Source organism: Cupriavidus sp. 05N39 (genome assembly GCF_056397325.1).
On record NZ_JBFTNE010000075.1, the window covers coordinates 1 to 13920 of the forward strand.

The 13920-nt window shown below is 63.8% G+C and carries 11 protein-coding genes; 4 read left to right on the forward strand and 7 right to left on the reverse strand.

Features of this window, described 5'->3' with window-relative positions; all coding sequences use genetic code 11:
• Positions 1-90: 90 nt before the first annotated feature.
• The gene (locus AC1DN0_RS29195; protein ID WP_441637540.1) at positions 91-2328 is read right to left on the reverse strand and encodes a chitinase; all 2238 of its coding nucleotides are present in this window, start codon (positions 2326-2328) and stop codon (positions 91-93) included.
• Between the two features lie 7 nt (positions 2329-2335).
• Positions 2336-4660: a type VI secretion system Vgr family protein gene (locus AC1DN0_RS29200; RefSeq protein WP_477146201.1), complete on the reverse strand. Its 2325-nt coding sequence runs from the start codon at positions 4658-4660 to the stop codon at positions 2336-2338.
• Positions 4661-5622: 962 nt separating this feature from the next.
• Between AC1DN0_RS29200 and AC1DN0_RS29205 the strand changes: the two genes are divergently transcribed.
• From AC1DN0_RS29205 to AC1DN0_RS29220, 4 genes are read left to right on the forward strand one after another with little or no spacing between them, the layout of a single operon-like run.
• Positions 5623-6759: an efflux RND transporter periplasmic adaptor subunit gene (locus AC1DN0_RS29205; protein ID WP_441630279.1), complete on the forward strand. Its 1137-nt coding sequence runs from the start codon at positions 5623-5625 to the stop codon at positions 6757-6759.
• Positions 6756-7451: an ABC transporter ATP-binding protein gene (locus AC1DN0_RS29210; RefSeq protein WP_441630281.1), complete on the forward strand. Its 696-nt coding sequence runs from the start codon at positions 6756-6758 to the stop codon at positions 7449-7451. Before AC1DN0_RS29205 ends, AC1DN0_RS29210 begins: the two co-directional genes overlap by 4 nt.
• A complete protein-coding gene (locus AC1DN0_RS29215; RefSeq protein WP_441630283.1) occupies positions 7438-8646 on the forward strand; it encodes an ABC transporter permease in 1209 nt (402 codons plus the stop codon). The genes AC1DN0_RS29210 and AC1DN0_RS29215 overlap by 14 nt, the downstream gene beginning before the upstream one ends.
• 3 nt (positions 8647-8649) lie before the next feature.
• Positions 8650-9849 (forward strand): ABC transporter permease, encoded by a 1200-nt coding sequence (locus tag AC1DN0_RS29220; RefSeq protein ID WP_441630285.1) that lies wholly within the window; start codon positions 8650-8652, stop codon positions 9847-9849.
• Positions 9850-10410: 561 nt separating this feature from the next.
• On the opposite strand, the gene AC1DN0_RS29225 is transcribed toward AC1DN0_RS29220, so the two are convergent.
• The 5 genes from AC1DN0_RS29225 to AC1DN0_RS29245 all read right to left on the reverse strand — a co-directional run bounded on the left by AC1DN0_RS29225 (position 10411) and on the right by AC1DN0_RS29245 (position 13766).
• Positions 10411-10779 carry a calcium-binding protein gene (locus AC1DN0_RS29225; protein WP_441630287.1) on the reverse strand — a complete coding sequence of 123 codons (369 nt, stop codon included), beginning with the start codon at positions 10777-10779 and terminating at the stop codon, positions 10411-10413.
• A 214-nt stretch (positions 10780-10993) separates the two neighbouring features.
• Positions 10994-12280, reverse strand: coding sequence for an RNA polymerase sigma factor (locus AC1DN0_RS29230; RefSeq protein WP_441630288.1), 1287 nt, complete (start codon positions 12278-12280; stop codon positions 10994-10996).
• Positions 12281-12285: 5 nt separating this feature from the next.
• Positions 12286-12702 carry a VOC family protein gene (locus tag AC1DN0_RS29235; RefSeq protein ID WP_441630290.1) on the reverse strand — a complete coding sequence of 139 codons (417 nt, stop codon included), beginning with the start codon at positions 12700-12702 and terminating at the stop codon, positions 12286-12288.
• A 60-nt stretch (positions 12703-12762) separates the two neighbouring features.
• Positions 12763-13299, reverse strand: a complete 537-nt coding sequence (locus tag AC1DN0_RS29240; protein ID WP_441630292.1) for an SRPBCC family protein — start codon at positions 13297-13299, stop codon at positions 12763-12765.
• Between the two features lie 53 nt (positions 13300-13352).
• The gene (locus AC1DN0_RS29245) at positions 13353-13766 is read right to left on the reverse strand and encodes a YciI family protein (protein WP_477103911.1); all 414 of its coding nucleotides are present in this window, start codon (positions 13764-13766) and stop codon (positions 13353-13355) included.
• Positions 13767-13920 lie beyond the last annotated feature (154 nt).

A 13920-nucleotide genomic window follows, 5' to 3' on the forward strand; every position in this document is an offset into this window, starting at 1 on the left:
CAGCGCTTTGAGTTGCTCACGTTCGACCTCATTCAACACGAGTTCCGCCTTTGGTCTTCCTCTCATCACCGCCTCGCCGTTTGCGTGCCTTCAACGCAGACTACAACGTGGCGTCAATAATGCAAGGAACTTCTGACGCGGGACACTAGCGTAGTTTCCGTTACCCAGTTCAGCACGTCCGCCATATGCACCGTTGGCGATTGCTTCAAAGTCAACTTGATTCATACTCGTGCCATCCGCTTTGATTGGCCTTACGTGATGGTAGCCGTGCGCGTTCGCCTGATCGGGATGATTATGAAAATAGGAAAATTTTGCGATTAACGAGCTTGCTTTCCAGATAAATCCCTCTTCGCGAGTAAGCGAGGAGCCAGTTTCCTGCATCACTTGAGCAAAGAAATGTGCTCGTCTAAGCGGTGTATCGAGTTTGTAGGCCTGAAGATGAGCATTGAGTTCGTCGGCCACTTCTTGGAGTGCGTCGCGGTTTGCGTGAGGGAACAGTCTATGCATCATGGTCAGGGTGAACTGAAATTTTCCTTTATCGAAATTCCCAATAATCCCAATCGGATGAATATGAAACACCTGCGGAGCCGGAAGGGCGGGGAAATCTTCCTTCACGGCATCCCACCAGGCCAGCGCCTGGATGCGCTTGCGTTCGGCCTCATGAGCCTCATCCGGCCCGACCTTTTTCTCGATCTCGGTAATGAGCTGATTCCACTTGTCCGGATTCGCCCATTCGCTCTCATGCTTGACAATGAGCCGCGATGCCCGCATTGCCGCCCATGCGTCCTGGGAGGCAACGCAAAGGTCGTTCGCCGCCTGGCTGCCATCGCCTGTCGCATATAGCTGCCGACAAACGGCTTGCATCAGCGGGTTGAGTTTGTCGATGGCGCCGGCGTTCGGGACGTCTGCGCCGGTCGCGTAGTCGACGTACGCCTGCGTCGAGGCAAAGATGGTGTGGGTGGAGTCGTGCGGGTCATGCAGGATCTCGAAGTCCACCCATTTCTGCGCGAACTCGCGCGAGATCCGCCCTCCCGCGAAGTTTTGCTCGCGCACCCAGCCGGTGATGTCCTGGCGACGTACGTCCGCGCTGTCAACCTTCCACCAGCGCATCTTCTCGCCGTCACTGCCCGCGCTGGTCTCGGTGTGTGGCTTTTCGTTACGCTGGCCGAGTTCCGCCAGCGTATATGCCTGCACAACATCGGACAGAGGCGCGTCCTGGCCTTGCTGGTTCGGGTTCTTGTAGAGCGTCGTCCGCCGGTCGATCCGTAGAATCGTGGGGTCGGCCGGCAGCGCCAATTGCTCCCACGCTTTCGGCTTTGCGCCGTTTTCGGTCACCCATGCGCGGCTCGTCTCGATGAACGACTGGATGCTGTCGCCGCAGAACATCTCCAGATGGACCATGCGGGCTGGGACCCGTTCGCTGAGCGAATCAAACCGTCCGATGTGGCCGATGATATCGCCTGCGTTGACTGGAACCGGCTTGGGTGGTGCGACCACACGATCCAGCGAGGTATCAGGCATAACGGTCTCGACAACGTAAGCGCCGCTCTCCTTGCCGAGATAGATCCATCCCTTCTCCGCAGCGTCCGGCGCGACATACCCGCCGACTTTGGGCGGAACCATGGCCGACACATGCACGGACTCGATCTGGCCCCAGTTCCCGTCCCGCTTCAGAAGACTGAACTGCGCCCCACGAGGCAGAATGCCAAGGATCGTTCCTCCTGGCTTGGAGGTGCGGACGCGCAATCCGGTTTGCTCGGCGGGAGCGCCCACCCCACTCGCACTGGCATCGGGCTTGTCGCTGGCGACATCCGTGACCCGGAGCCACGTTATCCAGTACGAAGGCCGTGGCAATGCCTTGTCCGCTTCATAACTGGCGAAATCCTGCAGATGCATGTACAGGCTGAAGAAAGTCAGCGTGTTGTCTTTCGGAAACTCCATCACGTGACGCACCAGCGCAAAGCCCGTGCTGAATTTGGCGCTGAATGCGGCCTTGTCACCCTGCTCCGGGATTTCGCTGGGCAGGTAGGTCCGGTTGACGCGCCAGGCAACCACCTCTCCGTCGGCCATGCAGCGCACGCCATGCGTGAGGTCGAGTGACTGACCGGCGCCTGCCTCAGTGATGTGGATGCCGCCGTGCCACAGTCCTTTCCGGCTGACGGCGTATGCGCCACCAGGCTCTTTGCGTAGCAGCCGGTGAAATTCGTGCTGGTCGGCAAAGTCGGCCGATGGCTTGCCGGGGGCTTCGGGAGCCTTGCGGAACGGGTATGCAAAGTTCAGTTTCTTCACCGGAGTCTTGGCCGGCTGCTGTGGTGTCGTCGTTGCCATGGCCTGCTTATTCAGAGAACCCGAACTTCATGTTGCGCTTCACGTCTTGCAGCGGGGCGGCCTCCCAGGCGGGGAAGGCAAAGTTGCCGCCGGCGGGATCGTCGGTACGCAAGTTGCCCTTGACGTTGACCTCCCCGCTGGGGCTGGCGAGTTCGATCTTCCCGTTTGCAATCCGGATGTATGCGCCCGCGCCATCGCCGAGGGTGATGCCCTTCGAGGCGGTGATCATGACTTCGCCAGTCGAGGAACTGACAGCAACATTCTTGAGTGCCATCAACTCCAGCGCATCGCCTTGGGCTTGTATTTGCACCTTGCCCTTTGCAGCGAAGATCCGGATACCCAGCTTTGCCGCGAACAGGGAGATGGCCTCGCCGGCTGCGGCAGTGATGCGCTTCATTACCCCGATGTCCAGGCCACCGCCAGCCGTCATGAAGATTTGCTTGCTCGCAGCGAGTTGCATGTCCCGCCCACTGGCAATGCCAATGCCTTTCGGCGCGCTGGCGAGGATCGCAGGCGCCTTGAGTTGCGTAAGCGTCTGCTCGATCAAGGCGCGCTGCTGGTCGATCTGCGCAAGCCACGCTTTGGCGGCATTTGCGGAATCGTTGAGGCTGCGCATCATGTCCATGGCTTGCCGCAGCGTATCTTCGGCATCTGACATGGCAAGTTGCTCGCCGCCAGCATTCGGCTGCGCGTCCGCCGAAAGGAACAGCCCCTTGCCACCCCGGATCGCTCCCCAGGCGTCTGTACGCAGCTCAAAGCCCTCCCCCCGCTTTTTTTTGTTGCGATCAACGAGGTAGCCAAGGTTGAGCTGGGTCTTGCCACCATATTCGGTGGAGAGCTTGATGCTCTCCTCTCCCTTCCAGTCCTCCATGCGCAGCTTGTTGTTGCTCTGCGTCCTGATCAGGTTGCGCGACAGCCACCGGTCCCGRGTGGTGATCAGGTCCTCTTGCCGGCTGTTATGCAGCGCRTGCGCGATATAGGGCTTGTTCGGGTTGCCGTCGCGAAAGGCAATCGCRACTTCGGTGCCGTCGATGAGCGGGAAGTGGAACCCGGTTTGCAGGCCGCCGGCATACGGTTTTGCYAGGGGTATGGCCTCACTTTCCATGCCCTTCGGCCATKGCTCAAAATCGAAATCGAAGCGGACGACGTAGTGGCCCGCTTTTGTCAGGTACGCGTATTTGTATTGGCCGGGCGAGGTGATGCGCGCGCTCAGCGTGCCCTGGATTTTCGGCCAGTTTTCCTCGTCCAGCGGCAGGCGAAAGCGCCGGTCCGACGGGATGGCCTTGTAGGTRTTGCGGTAAGCGGCATCACGCCCCCCGGTATGGATGACTTCGGTGATGACCTGGCCGTTGGGGGCYTCRGCCAATGGCTCATCCATGCGCAGGATGCWGCCGGKRTGCAGCCTGAGCACGTTGCTCTCGCCCGCATAGACAAGCTGGCCGGCCAGCAGGGCCTCGTGGCGCAGCTGCGCCTCCCACTTCGCCTCGGCCTTGTCCAGATGATGCGTGCCGTAGATATACTGCTGGCCGTACGTTGTCTTGTCTTTACGCGCGACRTTGGCCTCGCCCTTGATGGGTTCCCACGCCTGATCCGGGTTGTAGTCGGCGACCAGGACCGATTCGGGCACGGTCTTGGCGTGCACCTGGATGTCGGATACCGCCTCGATGCCGGCTTCCAGGCCGGCGGTCTCSCGATAGGGCACGCGCAGTTCGGGCTGGTAGACGTAGTGGTCGATGTCGTCGCCGAAGACGATCATCTCGCCGAACTTTCCCGGGATGAAGTAGCAATACAGCCCTTCCTGGCGCATCAGCAACTGGACATATTCCCAGTCGGATAGCTGGTACTGGAAGCGGAATTTGTGCTGGGYATACTCGCGGCGCRSCTTGATGGMAAACTGGTGGCCCCGGAGTTCGTGCCGGCGCAGGATAGCCTCGATGATCTGGGGGGCCGTCTTGTTCTGGTAGATGCGCGTGGTCCGGACGAGTTCGAGCCGCGCGGCCAGTGGCCGGAGCACGATTTCGTAGGCGAAGAAATCGCGCGTGCGYTTCGTGCGTGAGAACGTCGATATCCACCCCGCGAACCGGCGCGGTTCGCTGCCGTCGCCGGGGTCGATCACGAAGGTCGCGTCACAATTGAGGTATTCCGCCCGGTCGAGTTCCAGCGGGTGGGTTAGCCGGATCGTGACGGTGTAGATCTCTCCCAATCGCTCCACTGCCTCGAACGACACTACCGACAGTTCCGCCGCGCTGGCCGCGCGAGGAATGTCCAGATGGTAAGCCTGGCGCCCGGGCATCCTTGCGCCGTATGCCTCGAATTTGTCGATAACGCCCATGTCTTCTCCGTTGTCACGCCTGCCGCTTCGCGGCAAGATTCCTGGCGGATTGGTTGCGCACGCCAGGAACGAAAAGTGACTAGGTGCTTTGCACCGCGGCGCACCACGCAACCACGTCTATTCGAAGTCCGGGCTGCAAAACACCGTGAGCTTGGCGCTCCGGCCCGATTCGGCAAACATGCTAYTGGGTGAGTGCGGAGAGGATCAATCGGACGTGTCCTATTCTTTGAGGAAATTTAAAAAAATTCCTTTTATGGATTACGGTGCAGTCGCAATGCCAAAGATGGAAGGCGGGGCCGCAGGCCGGCTTTCTCGGCATGGCATGGCCTTCGTGAGACGCCTTTCTGGCGGCGTGCGCACAGCTACGGCAGTACGGCGGCAACCCGTGAAGCGATGACGAAATACCAATTGTTATTCGAAAATCGGAATGCAAAATTCCGTGAAATTTCTCGATACGCTCTGGTGCGGCAGGCATGCTACCGGTAATTGCCACAATGAACATTCGGAAATTTCCCATTCTTCGATGGGAATTTTCGGATATGCGCCTGACCAAACTACGCATTCCTCAGTTAGCGCGAGCCGGGGCGCGGACAGCGCCTGCACGGCAGGCATCGCCCAGTCCGGCCTTCGGGAAAACACGCGGTGCACGTTCATGCACTTTGCGCCATGGCACCGTATTTCGAAGCGCTCCCGCCAGCTCGGCGCGCCACGGGAATGAGGCTGCGCCGGTAACGACACTGTGCAACGCCGCCTCGCCCCGCTCGTGCATCACATGGGCCCGGAGATGCGCTGCATGGGCGTTGCTGGGATGGGCTACGATACAGAGACCGCGGACGGTGAGGCTGATGCAGCGCAACATTCGCACCCGACGTCTTCGCATCCCCTACCCTATGCCAGACACGCCCCTGTCTCCGCCAGGAACGCTGATACGCAGCCGCCTCGTCAGGCGCATCGCGATTGTCGTGGCGATACTCGCAGGCATCGCCGGCACAGGCTGGTACGCAAACCGTACCAAGCCGGTAGCGGTAACGACGGTCAGGGTCGAGCAGGGACGAGTCGAGGCCACTGTCGCCAACACCCGGGCAGGCTCGGTGTCAGCCTGCCGGCGGGCGAAACTGGCGCCGCCGGCGGCCGGACGCATCGAGGTGTTGAATATCCACAAGGGTGATCGGGTGAAGGCTGGCCAGATACTGCTCATCCTCTGGAACGAAGACCTGGTCGCGCGCGAACAGCTCTCGCAAAACCAGTTGCTGACAGCCACCGCGCACGTGCGCGAAGTGTGCGAACTGGCCAAGGCGGCGGCAAGCGACGCCCGGCGCTCGCGGGAACTGGTGGGGAAAGGCTTCGTCTCGCCCCAGGCGGTGGAGCGGACCGATGCCGACGCCGACTCCAGGCGCGCCGCGTGCGAGTCCGCGAAGGCGCAGGTGAAGGAGGCCGGGGCGCGTATCGCCGCCTCGCGCGCGGATACTGCGCGCACGGTGCTGAAGGCGCCTTTCGACGGCGTGGTGGCCGAAGTCAACGGTGAGATCGGCGAATACCTGACGCCCTCGCCGCCCGGCATCCCGACGCTGCCCGCCGTGGACCTGATCGACGACTCGTGCCTCTATGTATCCGCACCGATCGACGAGATCGACGCGGCACGCCTGCAGGTAGGCATGCCGGCGCGCGTCACCCTGGACGCCTATCGGGGCAGGCATTTCGAAGGCAAATTGCGCCGCATCGCCCCCTATGTCCTGGCACTGGAGAAGCAGGCCCGCACCGTTGAGGTCGAGGTCCAGTTCGACAGTCCCGACATCGTCCGCCATCTCCTGGTGGGCTATAGCGCCGATGTGGAAATCGTGACCGATGCCCGCGACCAGGCGCTGCGCATCCCTACCGCTGCACTGACATCCGGCAACCGCGTGCTGGTGTTGAATGCCGCCGGCAGGCTGGAGGCGCGCAAGCTCGACACCGGGATTTCCAACGCGGAGTTCACCGAGGTGACGGCGGGGCTCAAGCGCGGCGAGCGCGTCGTCACGTCACCGGAACGGATTGGGCTCCAGGCCGGCATCGCCGCTGTCGAGGAAAAACAGACTACCGTGGAGACGCGAGCAAAATGATCCGGCTCGACGGCATCGGGCGGACTTTCGTGCTGGGCGGCGAGGCCGTGCATGCGCTCCATGGAGTCGACCTTGCGGTTGCTCAGGGAGAGTACCTCTCCATCATGGGCCCATCGGGCTCCGGCAAGTCAACCTTGCTAAATATCCTGGGCCTGCTGGATCGAGCCGATACAGGTACTTACCAGTTGGATGGCCACGACGTGACCGCGCTGCCGGACGACGAACTGGCGCGCCTGCGGCGTGAGAAGATCGGCTTTGTATTCCAGTTCTTTCACCTGGTGCCGCGCCTCACTGCCGCCGCAAACATCGAGCTGCCGATGGTGCTCGCAGGGATGGACCCGGCCGAACGCCGCCGCCGCGTTGACGCGCTGCTCGGCGAGTACGGCCTGCAAGACCGCGCCAGGCACCGGCCTGACGAACTCTCGGGCGGGCAGTGCCAGCGGGTTGCCATCGCCCGTGCCATGGCCATGCGCCCGGGGATGATTCTCGCCGACGAGCCCACCGGCAATCTGGACCGGCATACCGGCCAGGAAGTCATGGCCGTGCTGGAGGGCCTGCATGCACAGGGTGCGACGCTGATCGTGGTCACGCACGACCCGGAGATCGGCGCCCGTTCCCGGCGCAGGCTGCGCATGGTGGACGGCGGCATCGCCGGTGACGAGCCGCGGCAGGATAGCCATGCGGCTCGCTGACGTTCTCGGTTTCACCTGGCAGGTGCTGCGCGGCTACCGCTCACGCAGCCTGCTGATCCTGCTCGCCATGGGAATCGGWGTCGCCGCCGTGGTGACGGTGAGCGCGCTCGGCGAGGGAGCAAGGCTGTATGTGGTGAACCAGTTCGGCTCGCTTGGCACCAACCTCGTCATCGTGCTGCCCGGGCGCAGCGAAACGGCCGGCGCGGCGCCGGGGATCGTGCTGGGCGCAACCACGCGCGACCTGACGCTGGACGATGCGCTCGCACTCAGGCGCAGTCCCGCCGTACTGCGCGTCGCGCCGCTCATTGTCGGGAACGCGGATCTGCATGTCGGCGCGCTACGGCGCGAAGCGCCAGTGCTTGGGTCCACCGCCGAATTGCTGGCGGTGCGCCATATGGCACTAGCCCAGGGCAGCTTCCTGCCCGAGGGCGATCCGCACCACGGCCAGCCCGTGTGCGTGATCGGCACCAGGGTGGCGATGGAGCTGTTCGGCACGCGCCAGGCGCTGGGTGAATGGCTGCGCATCGGGGACCGGCGCTTTCGCGTGATCGGGCTGCTGGCCGGCCAGGGCGAATCGCTGGGCTTCAACACGGACGAACTGGTCATCGTTCCCCTGTCGGCGGCCCAGGCCCTGTTCAATACCGACTCGCTGTTCCGCATCCTGATCGAGGCGAAGGCCCGCGAGCAGATCCAGGGCGCCAGGGCCGACGCCGAGGAGATCATTCGCCAGCGTCACGAAGGCAAGCGCGACGTGACCGTCATCACCCAGGACGCGGTGCTCGCCACGTTCGACCGCATCCTGCGCGCGCTCACGCTGGCGGTGGGCGGCATCGCAGCCATCAGTCTCGCCGTGGCCGGCATTCTCATCATGAACGTGATGCTGATTGCGGTGACCCAGCGGCAGCGCGAGATCGGACTGCTCAAGGCGCTCGGCGCCACCGCCGGCCACATCCGGCTGCTCTTCTTCACCGAGGCGGTACTGCTGGCACTCGGTGGCGTGGCCGCGGGCCTGGCTGTGGGCGAAGCCGCGTGCAGGCTTGCAGTACGGCTCTATCCGGCGATTCCCTTCACCCCGCCCTGGTGGGCCTTGCTGGGGGCGCCGGCCATCGCCGTCGTGACCGCCATCGCCTTCACCGTGGTACCGGCCCAACGCGCGGCAAAGCTGGATCCGGTGCAGGCTCTGTCTGGACGATGACCCATGCGCTACGCGGACCTCATCCAGTTCACCCTCGCCTCCCTGGCTGCTCACCGGCTACGCACCTTGCTCACCGCGCTGGGCATTGCCGTCGGCATTGCCGCGGTCATCCTGCTGACCTCGATCGGCGAAGGGCTGCATCGCTTCGTGATCGAAGAGTTCACCCAGTTCGGCACCAATCTGATCGGCGTGACGCCAGGCCGCACCCAGACCCACGGTGCTTCGCTCGGGTCGATCAACACCGTGCGCCCACTCACGATCGAGGACGCCATCGCCCTGCGCCACGCCCCCCACGTGCGTGTGACCAACCCACTGGTGCAGGGCAATGCCGAAGTCGACTACCTCGGCAAGAGCAGGCGGGTGACGTTGTATGGTGTCGGGCCCAGATTCACCGAGGCGCTGAGCATGCGCGTGGCCTCCGGCCAGTTCCTGCCGGATGACGATCCGCGCGCAGCGCGCACGCTGGCGGTACTCGGCGCGAGAGTGGCGCGCGAACTGTTCGGCGGCGACAACCCGCTGGGAGCGCGCATCCGCGTAGGCGGTGAACGCTATCGCGTGGTGGGCGTGATGGAAGCGAAGGGGCAGATGCTGGGCTTCGACCTGGACGATACGGTCTATATACCGGCCGGTCGTGCCCTGGACCTGTTCAACCGGGAAAGCCTGGTCGAGATCGAAGTCACCTACGATCCCACCGCCCCGCTCCCCGACGTGGAGGACGGCATCAAACGCCTGTTGAGCGCGCGCCATGGTGCCGAGGACTTCACCGTCACGCCCCAGCAGAAGATGCTGGAGGTGTTCGGCACCGTACTCGATGCCATTACCTTCGCGGTGGCAGCGATCGGCGCCATCTCGCTGATCGTGGGCGGCGTGGGGATCCTCACGATTCTCACCATCGCTGTGGCCGAACGCACATCGGAGATCGGGCTCCTGCGCGCCATCGGTGCGACCGAGGCACAGGTCATGCTCCTCTTTCTTGGTGAAGCCGCGGTGCTCGCTGCCATCGGCGGCATGGCAGGACTGCTGCTGGGATGGGGTATCGCGCAGGTGCTTACGGCGGCGTTGCCGGCGCTGCCGGTCCACACACCGTGGTCCTACGCTGTGCTGGCCGAGTTGCTGGCGGTGGTGATTGGTCTGGCTGCCGGAGTGCTGCCGGCACGCAGGGCGGCACGGCTTGCTCCGCAGGAGGCCTTGCGGTCGGAATAGAAACCCGAACTGCAGATTTCTCAGCCCCCCCCCGGTGCACGCTCCGCATTGTGGTGAGGCGCCCCAGGCCAGCGGGCCACCGGCTGCCTGAATAGGGGTTTATGCCAGCTTTTCGCCGGCTTCGGGTTGCGGTCTACTGGAAGCGAATCAAGACATGGCTGGAGCGTGGATCGGTACTGCCGTGGCAGCCATTTCCTTCCAGCCGTTGATTCCTACTTCAGGAGACAACACCATGGTGACCAAGCAGGACGATGCCTTCATTTTGAAGAACCTTCTCGCGCTGGCAGCAGTGGAGGCGCTCGGCGGCGCAATTGCGCTAGGGTTCGCCTTCAATCTCCTGACCTGACTGAAACGACAACGGAAATCCTCCGTCGTGTTCAGGTATAAAAGGTATTAAATAGAATTAAAGAATATTTAAAGCTCCCCGGCACTGGTTGCAATCCAGCCAGTTTCCGGGGATCTCTGTCGTCGGGGACCTGCATTTCCGATACCGCCGCACCGTCCGCTGCCGGCGGAATCCCGAAGCGTTTCGCTCGCGAATTCCCCGCCGGCACCGCCAGGTCAGTTCAGGCTTCCCGGGTTCTGCGCCGCGGCCTTCTGCTTGGCCTTGGCCGCAAAGTACGAGCCAATCTGCCTCTGCGTAACCTCGCCCTTCTTCTTCGTATCGATCTTGTCGAAGTTCTTGTAGACCTCCGGCATGCCGGCTTCCGCCTCCTCGCGGGTCAGCTTGCCGTCGTGGTTGGTATCGGCGGCAGCGAACTTTTCCGCGAATTTCGCTTTCGCTTCCTTTGCATTCATGGGCGCCTGAGGCGCGGCTTGCGGTGCGGCCTGAGGTGCAGGCTGTGGCGCCGGTTGTTGCGCGCCGACGGCGCCAGAGGCGAAGAATGCAACCAGCGCCAGGCTGGCGGTCAACAGTAGCCGTGGAATCATTGGAGTCTCCTGGAACACTTCGATGGTGAGGCCTGCCGGTCCTGCCGTCGTCGGCGGCCGGATGGCTTTTGCAGGGCCCGGCAGCAATCGATCCCCCGGGCCCCGGCTAGGATCATCGTCGGCTTTCCGATATTGGGGAATTTAGATATTTCGGTATCCGATATTAGAGTTTTACCGGGAGCGGTGGTGACGCGCAGCAATGCGCGCTGGCGAGTCACGACCGGGTGGCCCCCGCATCGCGCGCCCGCCCGAGCAGGAACTCGCGCTCGCGGGCGTTGCGCGTCATGCCCGCCGCGCGCTCGAATTCGGCACGGGCCTCATCCAGACGGCCCAGCTTGAACAGCAAGTCCCCGCGCACGCTGGGCAGCAGGTGGTACTTCGCCAGCGCCGGTGCGGCAACGAGCGCATCGACCAGTTCCAGGCCGGCTTCGGGGCCGAAGGCCATGCCGACGGCCACCGCGCGGTTCAGCGCCACCACCGGGGACGGCGCTACCTGGGACAGCGCATCATAGAGCGCGGCGATCTGCGCCCAGTCGGTCTCCTCCGCGCTGGGCGCGCGGGCGTGGCAGGCCGCCAGCGCCGCCTGCAAGGCATAGGGCCCGAGCGCGCCGCCGAGTTCCTCCGCCCGCGCCAGCGCGCCCAGCCCGCGCCGGATCAGCAAGTGGTCCCAGCGGCTGCGATCCTGGTCGGGCAACAGCACCGGGCGGCCCTGCGCATCCACCCGCGCATGCGTGCGCGAGGCCTGGATCTCCATCAGCGCCACCAGTCCGTGCACCTCGCTTTCCTCCGGCACCAGGCCAGCCAGCGTGCGGCCCAGGCGCAGCGCTTCCTCGCACAGCGCGGGGCGCATCCAGTCGTCGCCAGCCGTGGCGGAATAACCTTCGTTGAAAATCAGGTAGATCACCTCCAGCACCGAAGCCAGGCGCGGTGCCCGTGCCTGCGGGCCGGGCACTTCGAAGGGCACGCGGGCCGCGCCGAGGGTGCGCTTGGCGCGCACGATGCGTTGGGCGATGGTGGCCTCCGGCGTGAGAAAGGCACGTGCGATTCCCTCGGTGGTCAGCCCGCCCAGCAAGCGCAGCGTCATGGCGACCCGCGCATCCGTGGAGAGCACCGGATGGCAGGCGGTGAAGACCAGCCGCAGCAGGTCGTCGCCGATATCGTCCGCACGCGCGGCGTCCAGCGCATCGACAAAATCCGGTACCACGTGAGCCTCCATCGCTTCGAGATCGTGGCCGATCTGCTCGTGCTTGCGGGCGTGCAGTGCCTGCTGGCGCAAATGGTCGAGCGCGCGATTCTTCGCCGCGGTCATGAGCCAGGCAGCGGGATTGTCCGGCACGCCGGTCTCGCCCCAGTGCTCCAGCGCGGCAACGAGCGCGTCCTGCGCCAGTTCTTCGGCTAGCCCCACGTCGCGCACCACGCGCGCAACGTGGGCGATGACCTTGGCGGATTCGATGCGCCAGACGGCTTCAATCGCCCGCTGCGTCGGTGTCGTCGTCACCATGCGCTTCAGGCCGCGCTGGTCGCGCCGGGCGCCGAGGGCTCCATATACACCAATTCCCAGATATGCCCGTCGAGATCATCGAACCCGTGCCCATACATGAAGCCGTGGTCCTGCGGTGCGCGCGGCGCCGTTGCGCCGGCGGCCACGGCTTTGGCGACCAAGGCGTCCACCTCGGCACGGCTTTCGCAGGAGAGGCAGATCAGCACTTCCGTGCTGTCGGAGGTATCGCACAGCTTGCGGGTGGTGAAGGACTTGAAGAATTCATGCTTGAGCAGCATTGCGTAGATGTTCTCGCCGATGACCATGCAGGCGGCATTGTCGTCGGTGAATTGCGGGTTGAAGGTAAATCCCAGGCCCTTGAAGAAATCCTGCGAGCGCTGCAGGTCGGCCACGGCAAGGTTCAGGTAGATTTGCTTATGCATGATGTTGTCCTTGGAATCCGGAATCGCGTGTTGGCGTGCATGCCTGGAGATGGCCGGGGCTTACCGGGCCGCCGGCGCCTCGGCCAGCGTCTTCAGGTTGACCAGGCCTTCCTCGAAGTCCTTGCCCACCATCTTGTCCATGTTGAAGACCAGGTGCACCAGCTTGGCGAAGAACGGCACGGCGCCTTGCATCGACCACGTGACGCGCGTGGCACCGGCCTCCGGCCTGAGCGTGAATTCGGCGGTGTTGTGGGCTTCGAACGGCTTGAAGAAATCCAGCTTCATCGTGACCCTGGAGGCCGGCACCGTGTCGACGATCTCCATCCGTCCCACGCCCACCTTGTCGCTCTCCCAGGCATAGGCGGCGCCCTGCCCGCTGCGCGTGCCGCCGTAGGTGCCCTTGAGCGCCGGGTCCTTCTTTTCATACGGATTCCACTGGTTGAAGCTGTGCAGGTCGTTGATCAGCGCGAACACGCGTTCGGGCGGCGCCTTGACGCTGGCGCTGCGTTCCACGCGGAAGGTATCGGGGCGCGTGGCGGTGAAGATCAGCAACAGGGCGACGGCCGAAAAGGCGACTAGCAGGATGGTCTTGAGCATGATGGGTGTCCGAGGATTGGCTGGCTGGGAGGGTTTCGGGTCTGGCGCCGGGTTCAATGCTGGCCCGCGCCAATGTCGCGCAAGCGCTGCACCGACGGGCTGGGACCGAAGTCTTCCAGCTCGAACAGCTGCCGTACCTCGATCTCGCCGTCGGCCAGTTCGCCGTGCGGCGAGGGAAAGCGCCGCGCCCATTCCATGGCTTCATCGCGGCTGCGCACCTGGATCAGCGTGTAGCCCGCCACCACTTCCTTGGTCTCGGCGAACGGTCCGTCGATGACCGTGCGCTGTCCGCCGGCATAGCGGATGCGCCAGCCGGCGGAGGTGGGCTTGAGGCCGGCGGCGTCCAGCAACACGCCCGCCTTGGCCAGTTGCTCGTGATAGGCCGCCATCGCGGCGAAGAGGCCTTCTTCCGGCATCGTGCCGGCTTCGCTGCCTTGCGTGGCTCTCACCAGGATCATGAATCGCATTGCAGTTCTCCTTGTACTCGGGGTAATCCGTTGTCGGTAGCAAGCCTTGCCGTTTCGGTGGCTCTTACCGGTACGACGAACCACGCGCGCCCTGATCGACACGCAATGCGAAAAAAATCCCCGACGCAGGGTAACTACCTAATCTGCGCCACGC